The sequence below is a fragment of the Neobacillus sp. BF23-41 genome, assembly GCF_041106275.1.
The window spans coordinates 556,037-575,701 of sequence record NZ_JBGBPR010000001.1 but is presented as its reverse complement, the minus strand read 5'-3'; the positions used below and the strand labels follow the sequence as shown (position 1 = coordinate 575,701).

Genomic DNA, 19,665 nt, shown 5'->3' with positions numbered 1-19,665 from the left:
TGTCATTTTTTAATTATTCCCTGCAATTGGCTGGTCAATTACATTTGTATCAAGTACATTGGTCCCGCTTAACCCGGAATTATTTACTATAAATCCACCGGTATTAAATGCACCGGAACCCCCATTCGTCTTAGAGGCGCTCTTTGGAGAGATATACACGGCATCGCCAAATTGCACAATACCTCCACTTACGTGAACGATTTGGACTGGACCTATAATCGCTGGCATGACAAACATCCTTTTTTAGTGTACTTACTGGCTAGTTCCCCTTAAAGTAGTTTATGCTTTTATTTTTGTCCCTGTTCTGCATTCTCTTCATAAGGAAGTAACTGTCGAATATGCTTAATTCTAGCCTCCATAGAAACATGGCGGCTGTTACCCACATGTAAAAGGGACGCAGAGGATATCCCGATAATATCAATTTTACTTACCTTAATTAGCGGGTTGGGATTTTGACGGTAATATGAAAAAGGTTCATCGATAGGTTGAAAAGGAATAGGTTCAGAATAGACTCGATAGGGAGATAAATTGCCTTCATTACCATAAAATACCTCGGTTTCCCTTTGCACAGCCAGCGCTTTTGAAAGCCCATTTATTATACAGGAATCCCCAAGCTGTACCGTAGAGGCAAAAGAGACAATTTTAATATTTATAGTGTCTACACAAGAGGTTCTCTGCAACATGTTGGTCACTCCGGTGAGAGGGGAACAAACGGACCTATGATTAACGATTCTGCAGGGGTATCAAAAGTTGAGGCCAACTGGATCGTTTCCGTATCTCCCACCATGACTAACGAGGAGCTTGCCACCCCAGTGATTTTTATGTTTTCGACATAGAGTTCTCGGTTATAAACTTGAAAGTTCATTCTGATTTCATTCCTTTCAGATTTTCAGGTAAATTGCTGAAAAAAACCATTACCCCATTTTGAATTTCCTTTTTTAATCCTTCAATAATTAAATCGTCGGAAGGGGCATTTTCAAAGGAGCGGCTACTAGCGGAATGGGTGTTTAAATGTTGTTCAATCCTGCCAGGAAGTTGTTTAATGATGTCTTGTTTTATGAACGATAAATATTCATCATTCGGTTGAACGGTTAATTCCCTTTGGGCATTTTCTACTAATTGAGGTAAATCCGTTTCTAAATATCTGTAAATAGCTTCCTCAATTTTCATTGATCTTTGCATTTGATGTTTGGGTGATATTGGTGTGGTTAAGGATTGATTTTGTACTGCGAAGTCCTCGATTCCTGCTAATTCGGATGGGTTCAGACCTATGTTTAATGTGCCTTCAAGCGTCTCTACTTTTAATTGATCAAATTTATATTCAATTTTGTCAACATGGATAGCCTTTTTTTCATTTAATTTTTTCATATCTTCTTTCATTTTTTGGAGAGCGTTCTCTAAAGCTAGGATTCTCTGCTCCTGTGCTTGAATACACATCTGCAGCCATTGAAGATATTGGGAATAATCCTGATACATGTAATCACCTCACAATTATTTCACCAATGGTTTATCAAGTTTCGTTTGCTTGGGAGGCTGACATATCCTGCTTTCTAACGGCGGCTTGTAATGGTACTGATGGTGCCCCTAATGATGCGCTTGAAGGTTGAAGCGTTTGTGGTGCTGGTTGTGTAAAGCCACCGGTATTATATAAATGAGATGTAGGTTTGATAATTCCAGCACTGCCTATTTGTAAGACTGAGGAATTGGTAATCCCGCCAATTTTAATGAAATTAATTTGAATGGTCTGCTGGATATAAAAATTCATTTGAAAATCACCCATTCATTAAGCATTAAGTGCAATTCCTTGATCGTAAACATCTGAATCATGGGTATTTGTGGAACTAACATTATTATGGAGCTGTAAGCTATCCCCTGTGTTAAAGGAACCAGCACCGGAAAAGGTTTTTGCAGTAGAAAATGGCATAATTTTATAAACATCTCCAATATGGAAAACAGAACTGCTGCCAAGTGTAATGACCTGTGCAACTCCAACAATCGCTGGCATTTTCAACACCCTTTTTTCATAGTATCTTCTACATCCTATGTATGGGCACAGGTAATGTGATTGATTCGCCCAAATAAATTGGAAACTGAGGCTTGAGCATTTATGGGATTTATTTGATTAGGTTTGAAAAAAAGGGCAATGTAAAAGAGAGAGTAAATTTCTTCTTACTAAATGAACAATCCAATCCCTTGGAAGTAGAAGAGGGTGAAAAACAACAATCGTTTTTTGTAAGATTTATTAAACCCTTATTCCTTGATTTTAAAAAAAGCTTAAAAAGAGAATGCCAGGGGAAAAAGAAGCAAAAATAGATCAAAAGCTTCAACTGGCTGGAAATCCTTTTGGTATGACTGCTGTTGATTTTCGGATTGTTCAGATCGTATCAATAGTTGTTCTTCCGCTTATATTGGGAGGATATGGAGCACTGTTAAATGCTGGCACTGGGGCCATTGTCCTCTTTATATTGGCAGGACTTCTTCTTGGTTTCATTGCACCTCACCAATATTTAAAGAAGAAAACAAAGGCGAGAAGTCGTCATGCCTTAAGGGAATTTCCTGATATATTGGACCTTTTAACAGTAAGTCTTGAAGCAGGACTTGGATTTGATGCCGGTAGTGTCGAAGGTTATCTCAAAAAAAGAGGGGGTCCTCGCTTACGAATTTCATCGTTGTTTGGAAGAAATTCGGCTTGGGAAAACCAGAAGGGAAGCATTAGCAGGTATTAGAGATAGGCTTGATGTAGATATTGTTATAGCGTTTATCAGTAATGTTTTACAAGCTGAAAAATTAGGAATCGGCATGGTTCGAGTGCTCCGAGTTCAATCCAATGAAGTCAAAGAACAGAGAAAGCAACGGGCGGAAGAGACGGCTATGAAAGCATCAATCAAAATGCTCTTTCCGTTAGTTTTTTTCATATTTCCAAGTTTATTTATCGTTTTGTTAGGACCGGCAATCATCCAATTTATCGATACTTTTAAAAATAGTTAAGGGCTGATTCCCTTTTAATTAGGGATCGGCCTTTTTTGATTCTTTATATTTGTTCGGTTCATCTGTTTCTTTTAATATATAAAGTGTAATTACTATAAATTGAGGTGAAACCGATGAAATTTGTAACAGTCAAACATAATCATGAAACGTTTGTTGGTTTAGTAGACTCAGATGAATCAAAAGTCCTTTTACTAAATCCTGCTGAAGAAGTAAGGACAGGGAAGAGAAGTTTCCCATCTTCATTGCAGGAATGTATCGATTTAGGAGAAAGTTTTATCGAACAAGTCCAAGGTTTGCATGATTGGGTAATTAGTGGTGCGCATGCTGCATCTTTATATGTCTCCTTGGATGAAGTCACCTTGCTAGCTCCTATTCCAAGACCAAACAAGAATATTTTCTGTGTGGGAAAAAATTATGCAGAACATGCGATTGAAATGGGAAGTGAAGCAGATATCCCGGAACATGTAATGGTCTTTACGAAAGCCCCTACAACGGTTATTGGACCGAATGAAACAGTCCTAAACCATCTAGATGTAACGAATCAACTTGATTATGAAGGTGAGTTAGCTGTTATCATCGGCAAAAAGGGTCGGGCCATAAACAAGGAAGAAGCTTTGGATTATATTTTTGGTTATACCATTCTGAATGATGTAACAGCAAGAGATTTACAAGCGCGGCACCAGCAATTTTTTATCGGCAAAAGCCTCGACACTACGTGTCCAATGGGACCCTGGATTGTCCATAAAAGTGTGATAGAAAATCCCAACCATTTAAATATAGAAACAATTGTAAATGGGGAAGTAAGACAGAGTTCAAATACAAAGAATTTTATTTTTCCGATTGAGGAGGTTATCTCCGTTCTTTCCGCCGGAATGACACTTGAACCAGGCGATATTATAGCGACCGGCACACCGGCTGGAGTAGGAAAAGGGTTCAAACCACCTAAATTCTTATCTCCTGGCGACCACATGGAAGTGACCATCGAAAACATCGGAACATTGAAGAATAGGATTAAGCGATAGGCACAATTTATATCTCAAAATTGGTAGGGTAACATATCCATGTTTGTAACTAGATTGACTTACTTTTTTCGTTTTTATTAATGTTTTATGGTATGATAAGGTCGAAATAAATGAATTTCATTCATTAGGAGGTACTATATTGATTCACGGTCATATCACTGCATGGGTTTTAGCTTTAATTTTATTTTTCATTGCACTTTCCTTACATAAAAGTGGAAAAGCAAAAGGATTTAAAATTCTACAAATGATCTTACGAGTATTATACTTAGTTATAATAGCAACAGGTGTAGGACTTCTGTTTTCGGTTTACAGAATTGATGTGTGGTATATTTTAAAAGCGGTTGTAGGTCTATGGATAATCGGATTATTTGAAATGATCCTTGGCCGTGTGGCTAATGACAGAAGAACTTCTGTATTCTGGATTCAGTTTATCATTGCATGGGTGCTTGTATTATACCTAGGCTTTGCAAAATTACCAATGTCATTTTTACACCCATAAAACCTAATGTAACTAGTAAAGGCTGCCGAGAATTTCGGTAGTCTTTTTATATTTGCAAAATGATAAACATCGTGACAACTGCTTAGTTTGGTCTTAATATTGAAATTAGTAGAGAGGAGAGGTTCCATATGCTCGTAAAAGTGTTTGCTAATCTCCGGCAAATATGTGGTGGGGTAACGGTAGACGTTCAGCCTGATGGTGAACGGGTAATAGATGTACTTGATAAAATGATAGAAATGTTTCCACTATTAAAAGATGAAATCTTTACAAATGAAAAGGAACTGCTTCCATTTGTTCATGTCTATGTAAACGGAAGAAATATCATCCACCTTGATGACCTTCAGACAAAAGTAGAAGAAAAGGATCAATTTGCTCTTTTTCCGCCTGTTGCAGGTGGCTGATATGGTTATCAGAGAATTAGAGTTTCGTGGTATTAGAATTGAACATCTTGGTCTGTATTTTGAAGAACTTGGAGCTTTACAGAGGACAGATATGTTTCCTTACGTCTATGAGGCGGATAACTGGAAGGGACAAATACTTTCGGAAAAGGAAATTTCTTTTACTTCAAGTTTTAAGGTGAATACCGTCCAAGTTCGATTTTGTGCAAAGGACGATCATGTTCTAGATGTGTTAATCAAAAATTACCGCTATAAAACAACAAGAATTGGCGGTTAATTAAGAATAGCGTTAGCGCCCGTTTAGTAGCTTGCGCAAGCAAGTTATCTAAGTTCAAAAACTTAGGCATTGAAAAAAAGCTTCTGCACTTGTGCAGAAGCTTACTAAATTAATTCTTAGACACTTTGTTTTACTTCAGGATCGATAATTCCTAATTCACGAAGCTTTGCATCTGTAACGAGGCCGTCTGTCCAGCCGCGAACTTGATAATATTCTTCTAGCATGATATCCATCCGGCTTACATGGCCCGCACTGTTTCCAGACGCCGGTTCTTCTGTAAAACGTTTTGGAAGGAAGTCATCTTCACGTTTATTAAAGCCTGCAAGATTGTTGTAATAACGTTCAAGATTATAGATTCTTTCCCCAGCCTTCATAACATCCTCAGCTGTTAGTTGAACTCCAGTCATTGCACTATATTGCTCCGCATAATGCTCTGCGTTTTCTGAGAAGGATGAGAACTTACAAATATTCATAGAATCTGAGAATGCAAGCATATCTTGGAATACTTTTAGTAATTCGCCTTTTCCTTCTGGCTTTAATCGGTCAGTTGGTTCAGGAATACCGGCAATTTCACTGGCTACAGTGTATCCACGAAGGTGACATGCACCGCGGTTACTTGTAGCATAACCAAGTCCAATACCTTGAATGCCGCGAGGATCATAGGCAGGGATGGATTGGCCTTTAACAGACATTGATAATTCAGGTGCACCCCAAAGTGCTGTTGCACGTGCAGGCCCTTCAGCAAGTACGCCGCCAAATCCTTCCCGGTAAGCGATTTTTTTGGTTAATTCAATCATAGAATCAGCGTCGCCCCAGATTAATTCCTGATTAATAATCCCTTTTTCAAAAGCTTCCATAGTAACGGAGAAACAATGTCCAAGTTCAATTGTATCAAGACCATATTCATTACAGCGGTCGATCATATATGAAATCGCTTCTGCATCACTTAATAAACAGTTTGATCCAAGTGACCAAGCGGATTCGAATTCGATGCTCTCTACACGTGTTTTATATTTACCATCTTTTACTTCTACCTCAATTTTACAACCAACCGGGCAGGCATGGCATGTCTTGTTAGCAACACGTAAATTAGTGTTGTAATATTCACCACTGTGTTTCTCTGCTTCATCCCAGTGTGTTAATTGGGAGTTCTTTGTTGGAAGCGCTCCCACTTCATTGATCAAGTTGGTTAATACATTTGTTCCATATACGGATAATCCGCCTTTATTAGGTGCCGTTAAGCCGCCATCAAGGATCGCCTTTACAGCTTTTTTATTGGCATCTTTGTAATCGGTTTCTAATTTTGGTTGTGGCATATTGCCTTTTTGAGCAGCTTTGATAACAATTGCTTTTAATTTTTTATAGCCCGCAACAGCAGCTGTACCACCACGGCCTGCAGCACGGTCATGCTCATTAATAAATGCAGCAAAGCGGACAGTGTTTTCACCTGCTTGACCAATCGTCATAACACTTAGGTCTTCTTCACCGTGTTCGTCCTTCATTGCTTGAATAAAGGCTCGTGTGCTAGTTCCCCAAAGGTTTGAAGCGTCACGAAGCTCTGCCTTACCATCTTCAATAAATAGGTATACAGGCTTATCACTTTTTCCTGAAAAAATAATATTATCCACACCTGCCCATTTGAGCCGCGCTGCAGTCCACCCGCCGATGTGTGAATCCGTTACCGTACCAGTCAGCGGAGATTTAGTAACAACACAAAGACGTCCGCTCATCGAAGAACGTGAGCCTGTGACAGGGCCTGTCATAATACAAATGATGTTTTCTGCAGATAATGGCTCGACTTCAGGGCCGTTATCTAAAACATACTTAACCCCTAGGCCACGACCACCTATGTACTTAACTGCATCATCTTCGTTGATTCCTCTGTAATCAACCACACCATTTGTTAAGTCGACTAATACTTCTTTGTTTTTAAAACCGCCTAGATTCAAAGTTTTTCCCCCTCTTTCCCATATTAAAAAAATATATACTAATCTCTTATAATATTAGATATTGTTATAAGAGATTCCTACCAAATTATACTAAAACCCAATATTTATTATATCTCTTTTTCAATATTTATAAAATTAAATTATTTATAAAAGACAATCAAAAATAATTTGGTAAGATAATAGTAATATAACTTTTTCTTTTGCGGTTCATGATTACAGTTTAACATAGGAAAGAGGTGGATCATGAGTGATTTAGAACGCTATTCAAGACAGATTCTTTTTCAACAGATTGGGGAGTTTGGACAAATAAAATTGCAAAATAGCAAAGTGGCAATTGTCGGAGTTGGTGCACTTGGCACGGTAATCGCAAATCATCTGGTTCGTTCAGGGGTGGGCTATATAAGGTTAATTGATAGGGATTTGGTTGAACTATCAAATTTGCAGCGGCAGACACTTTTTGATGAAGAGGATGCAAAATTACAGCTCCCAAAGGTAATTGCTGCAAAAAAAAGATTAAATCGAATTAATTCTACTGTTACAGTCGATGCAGTAATCGCTGATTTAAACCTAGATAATGTGGAAGAATTATTAACGGATTTTAATTGTATCGTTGATGGCACTGATAATTTTATGACACGTTTCTTAATCAATGATGTGGCCGTAAAGTACGGAATTCCTTGGGTTCATGGTGCTGCTGTTAGTTCAAGAGGCATGTTTGCCTCGATAAAACCCGGAATTACCCCCTGCTACCGCTGTCTCTTTCCGCATGTCCCAACAGGGACGGGGGAAACCTGCGATACAGTTGGCGTATTGTCACCATTGACGGATATTATCGGTTCCTTTCAAGCCATGGAAACAATGAAGATATTAATTGATGAAAAAACTACACCTAATCTAGAACAAATTGATATATGGGATTATACCACCATGCAAATGGATATTTCAGAGGGGAGAAATCCTAATTGTCGGACATGTGTGAATCATCAATTTGATTTTTTAGATCGATCCTCGGAACTCCAGGTGGCCTATACGACACTTTGTGGGCGTAATACAGTCCAAGTCAATCCAAGAAATAATCGCGACTTAGATGTAAAAAAGGTGGCTGCGAATCTCAAGAAAAGTGGCAAAGTATCAGGAAATGACTACTTAATCCGTTTTACTCCTGATGAAGATATTTCTATTGTCGTATTTAAAGATGGACGTGTATTGATTCATGGTACAAATGATTTGGTCCAAGCAAAATTGCTTTATTCAAAATACATTGGGAACTAAATTGGTACCAAAAGAAAAAGGCGTGGGAGCTGCCCATGCCTTTTTCTTATGATATCATTTTTTCGATCACTAATCGTTTTCCGGTATTTAAAGTAAATTCAAATCGATCGTTAACTTTTTCATAGTAACAAAAGTGGTGCTGGACATTACAAATTTGCTCCTGATTATCGAAAACCAAAAAATTAACTCCATCCTTTCGATTTTCGTCCGATAAGAAGGATAAATGGTTGTAACAATAGATGCAATCGTAAATAGAAAAGTTTAAGGAGTTTAAAGTGGTCACAAATTGAAAAAAAGCATCATCATTAATCCCATCTAAAAGCCGCTCAAGTGAATAAATTAAATGTTTCCTAATTCTTACTAAATCATGGTTACGAAGCATCGTTGCTTCGTTTCCAATTCGGACCTTTCCTGTTTCATACAATTTGCCTTTCTTCCAACGATTCATTCGGAAGACTTCTATTTCTTGCTGAAGGTAATCATCTAACATTTCAGCTTCTTCTGTTTCTTCATCAAAAAAAATCCATTGTTCATTAATTTGTTCAACAGTTCCTTCTGTGTATGCTCTTTCCTGAAAATCGTAAAGTCTCATTCGTTGTTGTCGATTCATTATTAACCTCCGTGCCAGATGCTATCATATTCTTTTTAGACATCTTCATGAAATTTTATAACTGAAAGATAAAGTATTATCTTTTAAATCATATGAATTGTTGACTTACTCCATCGACCTCCGCTTTTCTATTTGGACAATTAACCATTTCCCATGGGCTGAATACTATAAAAACATGAATTCATGTACAGTAGTGCTGTTAATGAGGAGTGTGATAGGAAATGTGTGGTATTACAGGCTGGATTAATTTTGATAAATCACTTAAGAACGAAGCGGATACACTTACCAAAATGACAAATACACTGGCAAAAAGAGGACCTGATGAGACCAACATCTGGTCTGAAACACATGTCGCTTTTGGCCATAAGAGACTTATTGTTGTCGACCCTGAAGGGGGAAGGCAGCCAATGTCCAAACAAAAAGACGGCTTCGATTACACCATTTGCTACAATGGGGAATTATATAATACAGAAGATATCCGCAAAGTTCTCCATACTAAAGGATATTCATTTAAAGGTCATTCTGATACAGAAGTTCTATTATCTGCCTATATAGAATGGGCGGAAGAGTGTGTCAATTACTTGAATGGGATTTATGCATTTGCAATCTGGGATAGTAAGAAGGAACAACTCTTTATTGGACGTGACCGGTTAGGGGTCAAACCATTATTTTTCAGAGAACACAATAAGGGGCTTTTATTTGCTTCTGAAACCAAGGCTATTTTAGCTCATCCAGAAGTGAAAACAGAGATTGATCAAGAGGGGCTTGCTGAGATCTTTGGAGTCGGCCCTTCCAGGTCACCAGGTTCTGGTGTTTTTAAAGGGATTAAAGAACTGAGACCAGCCCATGCATTAACATTTTCAAAAAATGGTTTAAAAATTTGGAGATATTGGAATGTAAAAAGTGGTGAACACAAGGATAATGTTGAAGAAACAGCAGAAAAGGTCCGTTATTTAGTCACCGATGCGGTAACAAGGCAGCTTGTTTCCGATGTTCCTCTAAGTACCTTTTTGTCTGGCGGACTAGATTCTAGCATCATCACGGCCATTGCTGCTAAGGGTTTCCAAGAGCAGAACAAAGGACAGCTCCACACTTATTCAATCGATTATGAAGGTAATGACAAATTCTTTTCTTCAAATGAATTCCAGCCGGATGCTGATGGGAAATTTATTCAAATGATAACGGATAAATTTAATACAAAGCACCATAACAAGATTATCACTCAAAAGCAATTGGTCAATGATTTGGTGGAAGCTACACATGTCAGAGATCTTCCAGGGATGGCTGATGTGGATTCATCGTTACTGTGGTTTTGTAAGGAAATCAAACAGGATTTTGTTGTCAGCCTTTCAGGGGAATGTGCGGATGAAATTTTCGGGGGGTATCCTTGGTTCCATCGAAAACAAGACTTAGAACGTCCAGGATTTCCTTGGATGAGATCTGTAGCAGAAAGACAAAGTTTGTTGAAATCGCATTGGCAGGAAAAATTAAAATTAAATGACTATGTCATGGAAAAGTATTATCAAGCGGTCGCCGAAACCCCAAGGCTAGAGGGTGAAAGCGGGGAAGATTCTAAGCGCAGAGAATTATTTTATATTAATATGATTAATTTTATGACGACATTACTTGATCGGAAAGACCGAATGAGCATGGGAGCAAGCCTGGAAGTCAGAGTTCCCTTTGCTGATCACCGTCTTGTCGAATATGTATGGAATATCCCATGGGAGATGAAAATGTATCGAGGCAGGGAAAAAGGGATTCTTAGAAAAGCATTTGAAGGTATATTACCAGAGGAAGTATTGTACCGGAAAAAAAGCCCTTATCCAAAAACACATAATCCTGCCTATACCATTGCCGTTCAAAAACTGGTGGAAAATATATTACAAGATAAATCCTCAGCATTGCATGAATTTTTTAATAAAGAACAGCTTGAGAGTATCGTCAAGTCTGGTGGAAATTCATTTCAAGAACCTTGGTTTGGGCAGTTGATGACAGGACCACAGTTATTGGCATATCTTGTGCAGCTCCACACATGGTTTAAGGATTACAATATTAACATAGTAAATTAAAAATGAATTTCCGATAAAACGAAGAATAAAAAATTTGGAATAAGGACTTGATTAGATTAAAATGGTGTAGGGAAGAGGATATCCTCTTCTTTTTTTTTAGAGGAGGATATAACTTTATGAAAAAAATTACTTTTATTTTAATGCTATTATTACTAAATTCATCATTTCCTGCAAATGCTGCTGTTGAAAAGGAAGAACGTTTGTGGCAGGATGAATCCGTTTATTCTATCATGGTAGATCGTTTTAACGACGGGGATAGAAAAAATGACATCGATGTTAATGCCAAAGACCCATTAGCATATAACGGCGGTGATATCCAAGGTATTATTGATAAATTGGATTACATCCATGATATGGGATTTACTTCGATTCGACTATCTCCGATAGTTGACAATGCGAAGAATGGCTACCATGGTTTTTGGGTGAATGATTTTTACAAAGTGGACGAGCATTTTGGCACAATTAAGACTGTCCAAACGCTTGTAAAAGAAGCGCATAAGCGAAAGATGAAGGTTATCATGGATTTTGTGACGAATAATGTAGCTGCGGAACATCCATGGTTAAGTGATATTAATAAGCAGGACTGGTTTCATAAAAAAAAGGATACCCTAGCTGGAAATGAAAATCAGAAGGAGCTTGAAATGGGCTGGTCGGATGGCCTGCCAGACCTTAATCAGGACAACCCTGAAGTAAAAAAATACTTAATTGATGCAGCAAAATGGTGGATTAATAAAACAGATATTGATGGGCTTAGTCTACCAGAAGTAAATTATGTTCCAGTAAGCTTTTGGACAGATTTTTCAACTGAAGTTAAGAAAGAAAAAAAGGATTTCTTTCTGTTGGGAGTCATGTCAAAAAATACCTCAACTAATCTGAAAGAGTATGAAAGTGCCGGAATAGATAGTGTAGTTGATTACTCGTATAGTGAAAAGTTAAGAAAAACGTTTGCAGGTACGGATCAATCTTTCAGCACACTTTATTCGGCTGCTGATAATGGTCAGAACGCCTTATTAAGGGCAAATTTTATGGATAACGAATATACGTCAAGATTTACGAGTGATATTGTGGCAAAGAAACAATTCCCTGGCTCACGCTGGAAAACAGCATTGGTTTATCTTTATACGACCCCTGGAATCCCCTTCTTTTATTATGGAAGTGAAATTGCTCTAAATGGGGGAGAAATCCCGGATAACCGTGGGCAAATGAGCTTTCGAGCGGAAAAGGACCTGATTGATTATATTACCAAGGTGAGTGAATTAAGAAATCAGCTTCCGTCGCTAACAAGAGGGACAATGGAAATGCTCTATGATCAAAAGGGAATGGCAGTTTATAAACGGGTTTATAAGGGTGAAACGTCAATAATTGCCATCAATAATTCGAGTAAATCCCAAAGTGTTACGTTAACAAATAGTCAAATTGAAGGTGGAAAAGAGCTGCGGGGCCTGTTGGCAGGAGATAAAGTTAAAAGTGAAGATAATAAATACATGATCATCCTTGATCGGGATAATTCAGAGGTATATATTTTAGCTGAGAAAAGTGGCATCAATTTCTCATTAATTGCTAGCGTAGTCGTTGTATACCTGTTGTGTTTCTTATTTCTTTATAAAATAAGGAAACGAAGAAGATAAAATGTCGGGGAAATCCCCGACATTTTTTTAAAAGATAAAAAAGTATAAGTATTTGAACTTAGATAACTGTCTAGCTCCGGCGCCCAGCGTCTAGTGGACTTCGCTCTTTTCCCTACGATAAGTCAAGCACGAATGCGCTTACGCTCTCCGTGTTTCCTTTATCTCAGTCAAAGCGCTCCAGTCCATACGCCGCTAAACGGGCGCCTCCGCTTTTCTATCCATTGATAATCTCCCCGCCATTTACATGAATCATTTGCCCGCTTACATAGGAGGAGTCATCTGAAGCCAGGAAAACATAGCTTGCGGCCAATTCAAATGGTTGTCCTGCTCTCCCCATTGGGGTAGTTGATCCGAAAGCTGCAACCTGGTCTGCAGGGAAAGTCGATGGAATGAGTGGTGTCCAAATGGGACCTGGAGCCACACCATTAACACGAATCCCTTGAGGTGCAAGAGACATCGCTAAAGAGCGGGTAAAGGAAACAACCGCACCTTTTGTAGCTGAATAGTCCAATAATTGGTCATTCCCCTTGTAAGCAGTAATCGAGGCAGTATTAATGATGGATGCCCCTTGTTTTAAAAAAGGCAGCACCATTTTAGTCATATAAAAAAAGGAGAAAATATTCGTTCGGAACGTTTTTTCCAATTGATCCGAAGTAATAGATAATAAGCTTTTTTGCGGATGTTGTTCCGCCGCATTGTTGACGAGTATATCTAATCGGCCAAACTCAGAATGAATCTTATTGACAGTCTCCTTACAAAAATTTTCATTGCCAATGTCACCCGAATAAAGAAGACATCTTCGGCCCTCGGCTTCAATCATTTGTTTAGTTTCTTCTGCATCTTGATGCTCTTCCAAATAGACAATAGCAATATCTGCCCCTTCTTTGGCAAAATAAATAGCAACAGATTTGCCAATACCACTGTCGCCTCCTGTAATAATCGCTGTCTTCCCTGCTAATTTTCCTCCAGGCTTATATTTAGGATCAACTGAGATAGGCCGAGGATTCATTTCACTTTCTATACCAGGTTGATGGTTCTGATGCTGAGGTGGAAAGATATTCTTTTGTTTATTTTGATTGTTGCTCATTTACTAAAACCTCCAAGTATTTACTCACAATTAGTTTTAGTTAAATGGGTTAAATTATGAAAAATAAAGATAATAAAAAGCGAAAGGATTTTAAATCCTTCCGCCGTTTTGTTTTACCGATAATTAATAAACTGGACATCTACAGTTAAGTCCGCTTCGCGCACGAGGGAGATTATTTTTTGTAAATCATCGCGGTTTTTACCGCTAACACGAACTTGATCGTCCTGTACCTGACTTTTTACCTTGACGCCACTATTTTTAATAATTGTATTGATTTTTTTGGCATTTTCTTTATCAATACCTTGAACGAGCTTGGCTCTTTGGCGAACAGTTCCGCCTGATGCTTTTTCGACTTTCCCATAGTCAAGATTTCTAACGGGAACGCTTCGTTTCATCAGTTTGCTAAACAAAACATCTTTAAGCTGGTCCATTTTATATTCATCATCTGAAATAAGAACAAGCTCTTCTTTTTCCTTATCAAGTGAGACTTCACTTTTACTGCCTTTAAAATCATAGCGAGTGCCAATTTCCTTCATGGTTTGGGCAATCGCATTTGAAACTTCAGATAAGTCTACTTGAGATACAATATCAAATGAGCTATCTTTTGACATAACAAAACCTCCATTTTATAACGATATGTGAAACCCAGCCTGCTAAAGTTTCCCTTTATGGGTACATTATAGTAAAATATAGCAGTTGTAACAACCGCTTAGGAAAATTCTCCGAAAAAGAAAGAAGGAGTTATATATGTCTTTAAATGAACTTATTGGTCAAACAACCACATTAACAGTCGCCCGTAAAGCATCCTTTGGCTATTTTTTAACAGACGGTAATGAAGATGTTTTGCTGCATATAAATCAAGCCAATCAAGAATTAGAAGAAGAGGATCAGGTTGAAGTGTTTCTTTATGTTGATTCAGAAGGTCGAATCTCTGCATCAACCACTATTCCTGAGGTTGCGATTGGACGATATGCTTGGGTTAAAGTAACGGACATAAATCCCAGAATTGGCGTCTTTATCAATATAGGACTTCCAAAGGATATTTTGTTAGGAATCGATGATTTGCCTGTGCATAAGACAGTATGGCCAATGCCAGGAGATTTAGTCTACATAACTTTAAAGCTAAGCAGCAATTACCTTCTTTACGCGAAGCTTGCCAGTGACCAAGTAATTGAGTCTATTTCCGTAAAAGCAACAAGAGAAAATTTCAATAAAAATGTGCAGGGACATATTTATCGTACAGCTAAAGTAGGCAGCTGGATCTTTACAATAGAAGGGTTCAAAGGTTTCATTCATGAATCACAAAGACCAGAAGAGCCCCGCATAGGTGAAAAGGTTGAGGGAAGGATTATTGACGTTAAGGAAGATGGAACAATTAATGTTTCTTTACTAGCAAGGAAAGAGGAATCGCAGGATCTAGATGCGGAACGGATATATGAATATCTAATGAGCAGAAATGGAGCCATGCCCTATAACGATAAAAGCATGCCTGAAGATATTAAAGATCGCTTCGATTTGAGCAAAGGTGCCTTCAAGCGGGCCCTTGGAAAGCTTATGAAAGAGGGCAGGGTATACCAAGAGGGCAACTGGACATATGTAAAGAAAGATTAATGTGTTTTTACATACTCTTTTCAAATTGACAGAAACTAAAGTGAATCTATTTGAAAGGGGTAAGGATATGCCACATACATCAGACAACGATAAAAAAGCAAAAGACAACAATGCCCTTCGCCATGAAAAGAATATGATGCGCGAAAAAAATCGTCAAGCTGGAAAAAATCAATACTCCAAGCAGACAGACCATAAATAGAGTAATGAAAAATGAGTGAGGTGCGCACCTCACTCATTTTTTTATTAAGATGGTAATTGATTTAAGAAGAAAATCGCGATTGTTCCTGCACCTGTATGTGACCCAACGGCAGAACCAATGGAAGAAATGAATACCTCTTTTGGATGGAATTCTTCTTCAATCATTACTTTCATTTCTAATGTGGTTTCTTCACAATCGGCTTGGCTAATCCCAATCACCTGGTCTTTCATATTTGCCCCGCGTTCCTTCATAATTTCGATGATACGGCGCATCACTTTTTTCTTCCCACGGATTTTTTCAATTGGAACAAGTTTTCCGGCTTCCACATTTAAGATTGGCTTAATGTTCAATAATCCGCCGAGGAAGGCAGATGCTTTTGATACTCGGCCACCCTTTGCTAAATAATCTAAATCTTCAACAGTAAAAAGATGTTCCATGTGTTGGCTTCTAAAAACAACATCTTCTAAGATTGTTTCTTTATCGACACCTTTCATGGCGAGTGATGCTGCTTCTTTAACCACAAGACCAAATCCAAGCGATGCACATTTTGTATCGACAATTGTTAACTTAAAATTTGGATATTTTTCCTTCACTTGGTCAAGAATCATAACAGCGGTTGAATATGTACCAGATAATGCTGAAGAAAAAGCTATGTATATCCCATCTTCATCTTTTTCTGCCATTTTGGTAAATACTTCCTCAAACAGAAGTGGGGAGACTTGAGATGTTTTTGGAACAACGCCATTACGTATTGCCTCATAGACGGTGTTTGGATCAATTGTTTTTACATCTTCAAATTCTTTGCCATTAATCTCGACTTTTAAAGGAAATAAAGTAACATGATTCTCTTCATAAAAACTTTTTGGTAAATCGCATGCGCTATCAGCTAGTATTCTTACCTGCATGAAGCTCACCTGCTTTCAGGCTAATTTATAGTTTCAGTTTATCGGTTTCACCATAAAAATACAATTAGCAATCACCACAAAAGTATTAATGGATTGACAATCACATAAAAAGGGGGAAATTGAAATGATATGGCTCCAGGCGCAAAAACTGGCAGTGGTGGCAGCGGGCTCATTGTTAAGTGCGTTAGCGATGAATTTATTTTTAGTACCGGCAAATATTTATTCAAGTGGATTTACTGGAATAGCACAACTACTTTCAAAGGTGTTAAGTGACTATACTCCTATCCATGTTTCACTAGGGTTCTTATTATTATTGCTGAATATTCCTGTGGCCATTTTAGGCTGGAAAAAGGTAGGGAAATCCTTTACCGTCTATAGCTTTATAAGTGTTGCCCTGTCCTCGTTGTTTTTAATACTAATTCCTATTAAACAAGTTTCGAATGATATTCTTCTAAATGCTGTTTTTGGTGGTGTCATCCAAGCTGTTGGCGTCGGGATTACGTTAAAATGGGGAGCTTCAACAGGCGGAGTAGATATCATTGCAATGGTTTTATCGAGAATGAAAGACAAGCCGATTGGACCCTATATGTTGGTTATAAATGGAGTGATTATTATAACAGCAGGATTTTTGTATGGCTGGGAGAAAGCCCTTTATACACTTGTTACTTTATATACTTCGACTAGAGTGATTGACGCCATTCATACTAGACATGCAAAACTCACTGCAATAATTATTACCAAAAAGGCTGATGTCATGAAAAAAGCAATACAAGAAAAACTTGTAAGAGGAATCACGATTTTACCAGCAAAAGGTGCGTTCTCAAACGAAGCAAGAGAAATGTTGATGGTAGTTATTACACGCTATGAGCTCTTTGATTTGGAAAGGATCCTTAAGGATGTGGATCCCAATGCCTTTACAAATATCATTCAAACAACCAATATCTATGGATTTTTTCGTAAGGAATAAAAAGAAAAGCGGAAGCGCCTTGTCCAGGGGCGACAGGCATAAGACGAGCCGGCATGAAGGTTGCTTTTTAACCTTCAGGACGGATTGGCTGATGACCCCGAGCCCCTAGGCGCTATAGCTAGACAAAAAGAAAAGCGGAAGCGCCCAGTTAGGTGCCTCCGCTTTTCTTTTTAAGTCATCTGTTCAAGCTCTTGTTGCATTTGTTGGAGCTGTGCTTGCTCTGCTACAGTCGAATTTGCATAAGCAGAACTTAATGCATTTTTAGCTTTCGCGACAGCAGAATCAAGATCAGCTGGGTCGGCAGACTTCGCCATCTCAACAAATCTTCGTGCTTCTTGGAACAATTGGTTTCCCATGTTATATTCCTCCAAGCGAGGATTCTTGCACATTGGACATCTTCTGAGCTTCCGCTTCAGCGTAAGTCATGTGATAAGGAATACGTTCAGCATGCTTACTGACCGTATCCACTCCTTGCTGGACAAAGCGTTTTGATTTGTTTCGTTTACCCATTCGAATCCCTCCAATATGCTCATAGCTCATATTGAAACAGCAACGCTGCCTCAAAAAATAGTATGTACCAAAAGGGGGAGGTTCATTTAGGTAAACAATGGTGAAATGAGTGTTAATATTTTATATTTAACAAATCTGCCAAATATTGAGCAACACCATCTTCTTCGTTACTTAGAGTGACGTCATTAGCAATATTTTTCGCTTTGTCGATTGCGTTTCCCATGGCAATCCCATGCCCAGCAAATTCAAGCATTTCAAGGTCGTTGTCTTCATCGCCAAACGCAATAATTCTCTCAGCGGGAATACCATAATAATCAGAAGCCTTTTTTAACCCCACAGCCTTACTTAAGCCAACCTTTATAATTTCAACCACATGCCATGGAGCGGCCCAACTGCGATGATCGATAACTTCTGCATGGACGGCCGATAAGTGTTCGCGAATTATCTTTAATTGATCCTCCTCTGTATGAATTAATAAACTCGTGGGTGAATCATTTAAATAATTTGCCAGATCTCCCGTAGTGATTTTTGGATTGCCAAAGTTGAAAATATCTAACAGCTTTTCATCGTGATAATGGAAGTAAACATCATCGATCACTTCGGCAATTATATTATGGAAGTGGAAACTTCTGCACGCTTCCACAATTTCTTTTGCCACCTTTATATCAAGAGGTTCATGATAAAATCCCCAATCAGGTTTTCGAGGGTGATGCATAAATGCTCCATTGAAATTGACAATCGGTGTGTCTAAATCCAATTCCCGATAGTACATCTCACTGGAACGATAAGGCCTTCCTGTTGCAATCATAACGATATGACCTTGTTCTCTTGCTTTTTTAATAATTCCGTGTGTTTTTAATGATATCGTTTTATCATCTTTTAATAATGTCCCATCTAAATCTAATGCAATTAAGTGTCTATCTGTCATAATAACTCCTTCTAATTATAATTTTCATCGCTAATAAAGTGCGTCGCTTTAGGAAAAAATTTATATACATGTTACACTGCAATTATGCATTTAATACTTAGTGGAATTTCTTATTCCTATCTTTACTATGTTAACAATTTTATATCTAAACTGTAAAAAAATTCACACCAAAAGATATAAAAAAACTATATACTTTTTTTAACTAAGTCTCAATCTTAGCATGCTTGATCATTTGCTATAATAGAGTGGGACAAGATAATGAAGGAGTGGATCAAACATGAATGAAGAACTAAAAGAAAATATCATGGGTGCCTTAGAACTAGTAATTGACCCTGAACTAGGGGTAGATATTGTTAATTTAGGATTAGTATATAATGCTGAAATGGATGAAGAAGGAAATGTAACGATTACCATGACGTTAACTTCAATGGGCTGCCCACTTGCTGGAACAATTGTTGACCAGGTTAAACGGGCATTGGCCGACATTCCGGAGATCAAAGAAGTAGAAGTAAATATTGTTTTTAATCCTCCATGGAATAAAGAAATGATGTCACGTTATGCGAAAATCGCATTAGGAATTCGCTAAGCTTAATTAGAGGCTTTTGAACTCTCAGTAAAATAAGCGTATTTTTTAGAAACAGCAGATTTTCTGCTGTTTTTGTATTTTTCTTCACGTTTCAGACATATCTAGCATACTGAATGTGAGATAGTTCACTTTTTTCAAATATAAACACCTTTATAATACA

General features: G+C 38.0%; 27 protein-coding genes. 13 read left to right on the top strand and 14 right to left on the bottom strand.

Annotation, left to right across the window (positions count from 1 at the left end):
- Nucleotides 1–9: 9 nt before the first annotated feature.
- The 6 genes from AB7942_RS02780 to AB7942_RS02755 are packed head-to-tail and all read right to left on the bottom strand — an operon-like array spanning nt 10 to nt 2,005.
- Nucleotides 10–228, bottom strand: coding sequence for a spore germination protein (locus AB7942_RS02780; protein WP_369445689.1), 219 nt, complete (start codon nt 226–228; stop codon nt 10–12).
- Nucleotides 229–287: 59 nt separating this feature from the next.
- The gene (locus AB7942_RS02775; RefSeq protein WP_369445688.1) at nt 288–683 is read right to left on the bottom strand and encodes a spore germination protein GerPE; all 396 of its coding nucleotides are present in this window, start codon (nt 681–683) and stop codon (nt 288–290) included.
- Between the two features lie 5 nt (nt 684–688).
- Nucleotides 689–865 (bottom strand): spore gernimation protein GerPD, encoded by a 177-nt coding sequence (locus tag AB7942_RS02770; RefSeq protein ID WP_369445687.1) that lies wholly within the window; start codon nt 863–865, stop codon nt 689–691.
- Nucleotides 862–1,476: a spore germination protein GerPC gene (gene gerPC / locus AB7942_RS02765; RefSeq protein ID WP_369445686.1), complete on the bottom strand. Its 615-nt coding sequence runs from the start codon at nt 1,474–1,476 to the stop codon at nt 862–864. Before gerPC ends, AB7942_RS02770 begins: the two co-directional genes overlap by 4 nt.
- A 34-nt stretch (nt 1,477–1,510) precedes the next feature.
- Nucleotides 1,511–1,765 carry a spore germination protein GerPB gene (locus AB7942_RS02760; protein WP_369445685.1) on the bottom strand — a complete coding sequence of 85 codons (255 nt, stop codon included), beginning with the start codon at nt 1,763–1,765 and terminating at the stop codon, nt 1,511–1,513.
- An 18-nt stretch (nt 1,766–1,783) separates the two neighbouring features.
- Nucleotides 1,784–2,005 (bottom strand): spore germination protein, encoded by a 222-nt coding sequence (locus AB7942_RS02755; RefSeq protein WP_088086031.1) that lies wholly within the window; start codon nt 2,003–2,005, stop codon nt 1,784–1,786.
- Between the two features lie 280 nt (nt 2,006–2,285).
- On the opposite strand from AB7942_RS02755, the gene AB7942_RS02750 reads away from it, so the two are divergent.
- The 6 genes from AB7942_RS02750 to AB7942_RS02725 all read left to right on the top strand — a co-directional run bounded on the left by AB7942_RS02750 (nt 2,286) and on the right by AB7942_RS02725 (nt 5,184).
- Entirely contained in the window at nt 2,286–2,726 is a 441-nt protein-coding gene (locus tag AB7942_RS02750) for a hypothetical protein (protein ID WP_369445684.1), read from the top strand.
- A complete protein-coding gene (locus AB7942_RS02745; protein WP_369445683.1) occupies nt 2,674–2,988 on the top strand; it encodes a type II secretion system F family protein in 315 nt (104 codons plus the stop codon). Before AB7942_RS02750 ends, AB7942_RS02745 begins: the two co-directional genes overlap by 53 nt.
- Nucleotides 2,989–3,101: 113 nt before the next feature.
- The gene (locus AB7942_RS02740; RefSeq protein ID WP_369445682.1) at nt 3,102–4,010 is read left to right on the top strand and encodes a fumarylacetoacetate hydrolase family protein; all 909 of its coding nucleotides are present in this window, start codon (nt 3,102–3,104) and stop codon (nt 4,008–4,010) included.
- 139 nt (nt 4,011–4,149) lie between these two features.
- Complete coding sequence (locus AB7942_RS02735) at nt 4,150–4,509, top strand: YisL family protein (RefSeq protein WP_088086033.1); 360 nt, start codon at nt 4,150–4,152, stop codon at nt 4,507–4,509.
- A 128-nt stretch (nt 4,510–4,637) separates the two neighbouring features.
- Complete coding sequence (locus tag AB7942_RS02730; protein ID WP_369445681.1) at nt 4,638–4,910, top strand: ubiquitin-like small modifier protein 1; 273 nt, start codon at nt 4,638–4,640, stop codon at nt 4,908–4,910.
- A 1-nt stretch (nt 4,911) separates the two neighbouring features.
- The gene (locus AB7942_RS02725) at nt 4,912–5,184 is read left to right on the top strand and encodes a MoaD-like domain-containing protein (protein WP_369445680.1); all 273 of its coding nucleotides are present in this window, start codon (nt 4,912–4,914) and stop codon (nt 5,182–5,184) included.
- A 116-nt stretch (nt 5,185–5,300) separates the two neighbouring features.
- Here AB7942_RS02725 and AB7942_RS02720 read toward each other — a convergent pair whose 3' ends face one another.
- Nucleotides 5,301–7,133 carry an aldehyde ferredoxin oxidoreductase family protein gene (locus AB7942_RS02720; RefSeq protein ID WP_369445679.1) on the bottom strand — a complete coding sequence of 611 codons (1,833 nt, stop codon included), beginning with the start codon at nt 7,131–7,133 and terminating at the stop codon, nt 5,301–5,303.
- 243 nt (nt 7,134–7,376) lie between these two features.
- On the opposite strand from AB7942_RS02720, the gene AB7942_RS02715 reads away from it, so the two are divergent.
- Nucleotides 7,377–8,405: a ThiF family adenylyltransferase gene (locus AB7942_RS02715; protein WP_369445678.1), complete on the top strand. Its 1,029-nt coding sequence runs from the start codon at nt 7,377–7,379 to the stop codon at nt 8,403–8,405.
- 46 nt (nt 8,406–8,451) lie between these two features.
- Here the strand turns inward: AB7942_RS02715 and AB7942_RS02710 are convergent, their stop codons facing one another.
- The gene (locus AB7942_RS02710) at nt 8,452–9,015 is read right to left on the bottom strand and encodes a DUF2777 domain-containing protein (protein WP_214713207.1); all 564 of its coding nucleotides are present in this window, start codon (nt 9,013–9,015) and stop codon (nt 8,452–8,454) included.
- A gap of 221 nt (nt 9,016–9,236) precedes the next feature.
- Here AB7942_RS02710 and asnB point away from each other — a divergent pair, with 221 nt between their 5' ends.
- Both asnB and AB7942_RS02700 read left to right on the top strand, forming a co-directional pair.
- The gene (asnB, locus tag AB7942_RS02705) at nt 9,237–11,084 is read left to right on the top strand and encodes an asparagine synthase (glutamine-hydrolyzing) (RefSeq protein ID WP_369445677.1); all 1,848 of its coding nucleotides are present in this window, start codon (nt 9,237–9,239) and stop codon (nt 11,082–11,084) included.
- Between the two features lie 116 nt (nt 11,085–11,200).
- The gene (locus tag AB7942_RS02700) at nt 11,201–12,712 is read left to right on the top strand and encodes an alpha-amylase family glycosyl hydrolase (protein WP_369445676.1); all 1,512 of its coding nucleotides are present in this window, start codon (nt 11,201–11,203) and stop codon (nt 12,710–12,712) included.
- Between the two features lie 214 nt (nt 12,713–12,926).
- Here AB7942_RS02700 and AB7942_RS02695 read toward each other — a convergent pair whose 3' ends face one another.
- Together AB7942_RS02695 and AB7942_RS02690 are read right to left on the bottom strand one after the other, a co-directional pair.
- Nucleotides 12,927–13,799, bottom strand: a complete 873-nt coding sequence (locus AB7942_RS02695; RefSeq protein WP_369445675.1) for an SDR family oxidoreductase — start codon at nt 13,797–13,799, stop codon at nt 12,927–12,929.
- 113 nt (nt 13,800–13,912) lie between these two features.
- Nucleotides 13,913–14,410, bottom strand: coding sequence for a YajQ family cyclic di-GMP-binding protein (locus AB7942_RS02690; protein WP_088086042.1), 498 nt, complete (start codon nt 14,408–14,410; stop codon nt 13,913–13,915).
- 136 nt (nt 14,411–14,546) lie between these two features.
- On the opposite strand from AB7942_RS02690, the gene AB7942_RS02685 reads away from it, so the two are divergent.
- Together AB7942_RS02685 and AB7942_RS02680 are read left to right on the top strand one after the other, a co-directional pair.
- Nucleotides 14,547–15,410 carry a CvfB family protein gene (locus AB7942_RS02685; RefSeq protein ID WP_088086043.1) on the top strand — a complete coding sequence of 288 codons (864 nt, stop codon included), beginning with the start codon at nt 14,547–14,549 and terminating at the stop codon, nt 15,408–15,410.
- A gap of 67 nt (nt 15,411–15,477) precedes the next feature.
- Nucleotides 15,478–15,609, top strand: a complete 132-nt coding sequence (locus tag AB7942_RS02680; protein WP_024028473.1) for a DUF3941 domain-containing protein — start codon at nt 15,478–15,480, stop codon at nt 15,607–15,609.
- A 44-nt stretch (nt 15,610–15,653) separates the two neighbouring features.
- Here the strand turns inward: AB7942_RS02680 and AB7942_RS02675 are convergent, their stop codons facing one another.
- A complete protein-coding gene (locus AB7942_RS02675; protein WP_369445674.1) occupies nt 15,654–16,514 on the bottom strand; it encodes a DegV family protein in 861 nt (286 codons plus the stop codon).
- 124 nt (nt 16,515–16,638) lie between these two features.
- Here AB7942_RS02675 and AB7942_RS02670 point away from each other — a divergent pair, with 124 nt between their 5' ends.
- Nucleotides 16,639–17,481: a YitT family protein gene (locus AB7942_RS02670; RefSeq protein WP_369445673.1), complete on the top strand. Its 843-nt coding sequence runs from the start codon at nt 16,639–16,641 to the stop codon at nt 17,479–17,481.
- 170 nt (nt 17,482–17,651) lie between these two features.
- Here AB7942_RS02670 and AB7942_RS02665 read toward each other — a convergent pair whose 3' ends face one another.
- The 3 genes from AB7942_RS02665 to AB7942_RS02655 form a co-directional block, all read right to left on the bottom strand.
- Nucleotides 17,652–17,837 (bottom strand): DUF3813 domain-containing protein, encoded by a 186-nt coding sequence (locus AB7942_RS02665; protein WP_088086046.1) that lies wholly within the window; start codon nt 17,835–17,837, stop codon nt 17,652–17,654.
- Between the two features lies 1 nt (nt 17,838).
- Complete coding sequence (locus AB7942_RS02660; RefSeq protein WP_168242474.1) at nt 17,839–17,991, bottom strand: hypothetical protein; 153 nt, start codon at nt 17,989–17,991, stop codon at nt 17,839–17,841.
- Between the two features lie 112 nt (nt 17,992–18,103).
- Nucleotides 18,104–18,919: a Cof-type HAD-IIB family hydrolase gene (locus tag AB7942_RS02655; protein WP_088086047.1), complete on the bottom strand. Its 816-nt coding sequence runs from the start codon at nt 18,917–18,919 to the stop codon at nt 18,104–18,106.
- A 277-nt stretch (nt 18,920–19,196) separates the two neighbouring features.
- On the opposite strand from AB7942_RS02655, the gene AB7942_RS02650 reads away from it, so the two are divergent.
- On the top strand, nt 19,197–19,505 hold the full coding sequence (locus AB7942_RS02650; RefSeq protein ID WP_088086048.1) for a metal-sulfur cluster assembly factor: 309 nt from the start codon (nt 19,197–19,199) through the stop codon (nt 19,503–19,505).
- The last annotated feature ends 160 nt before the right edge of the window (nt 19,506–19,665 follow it).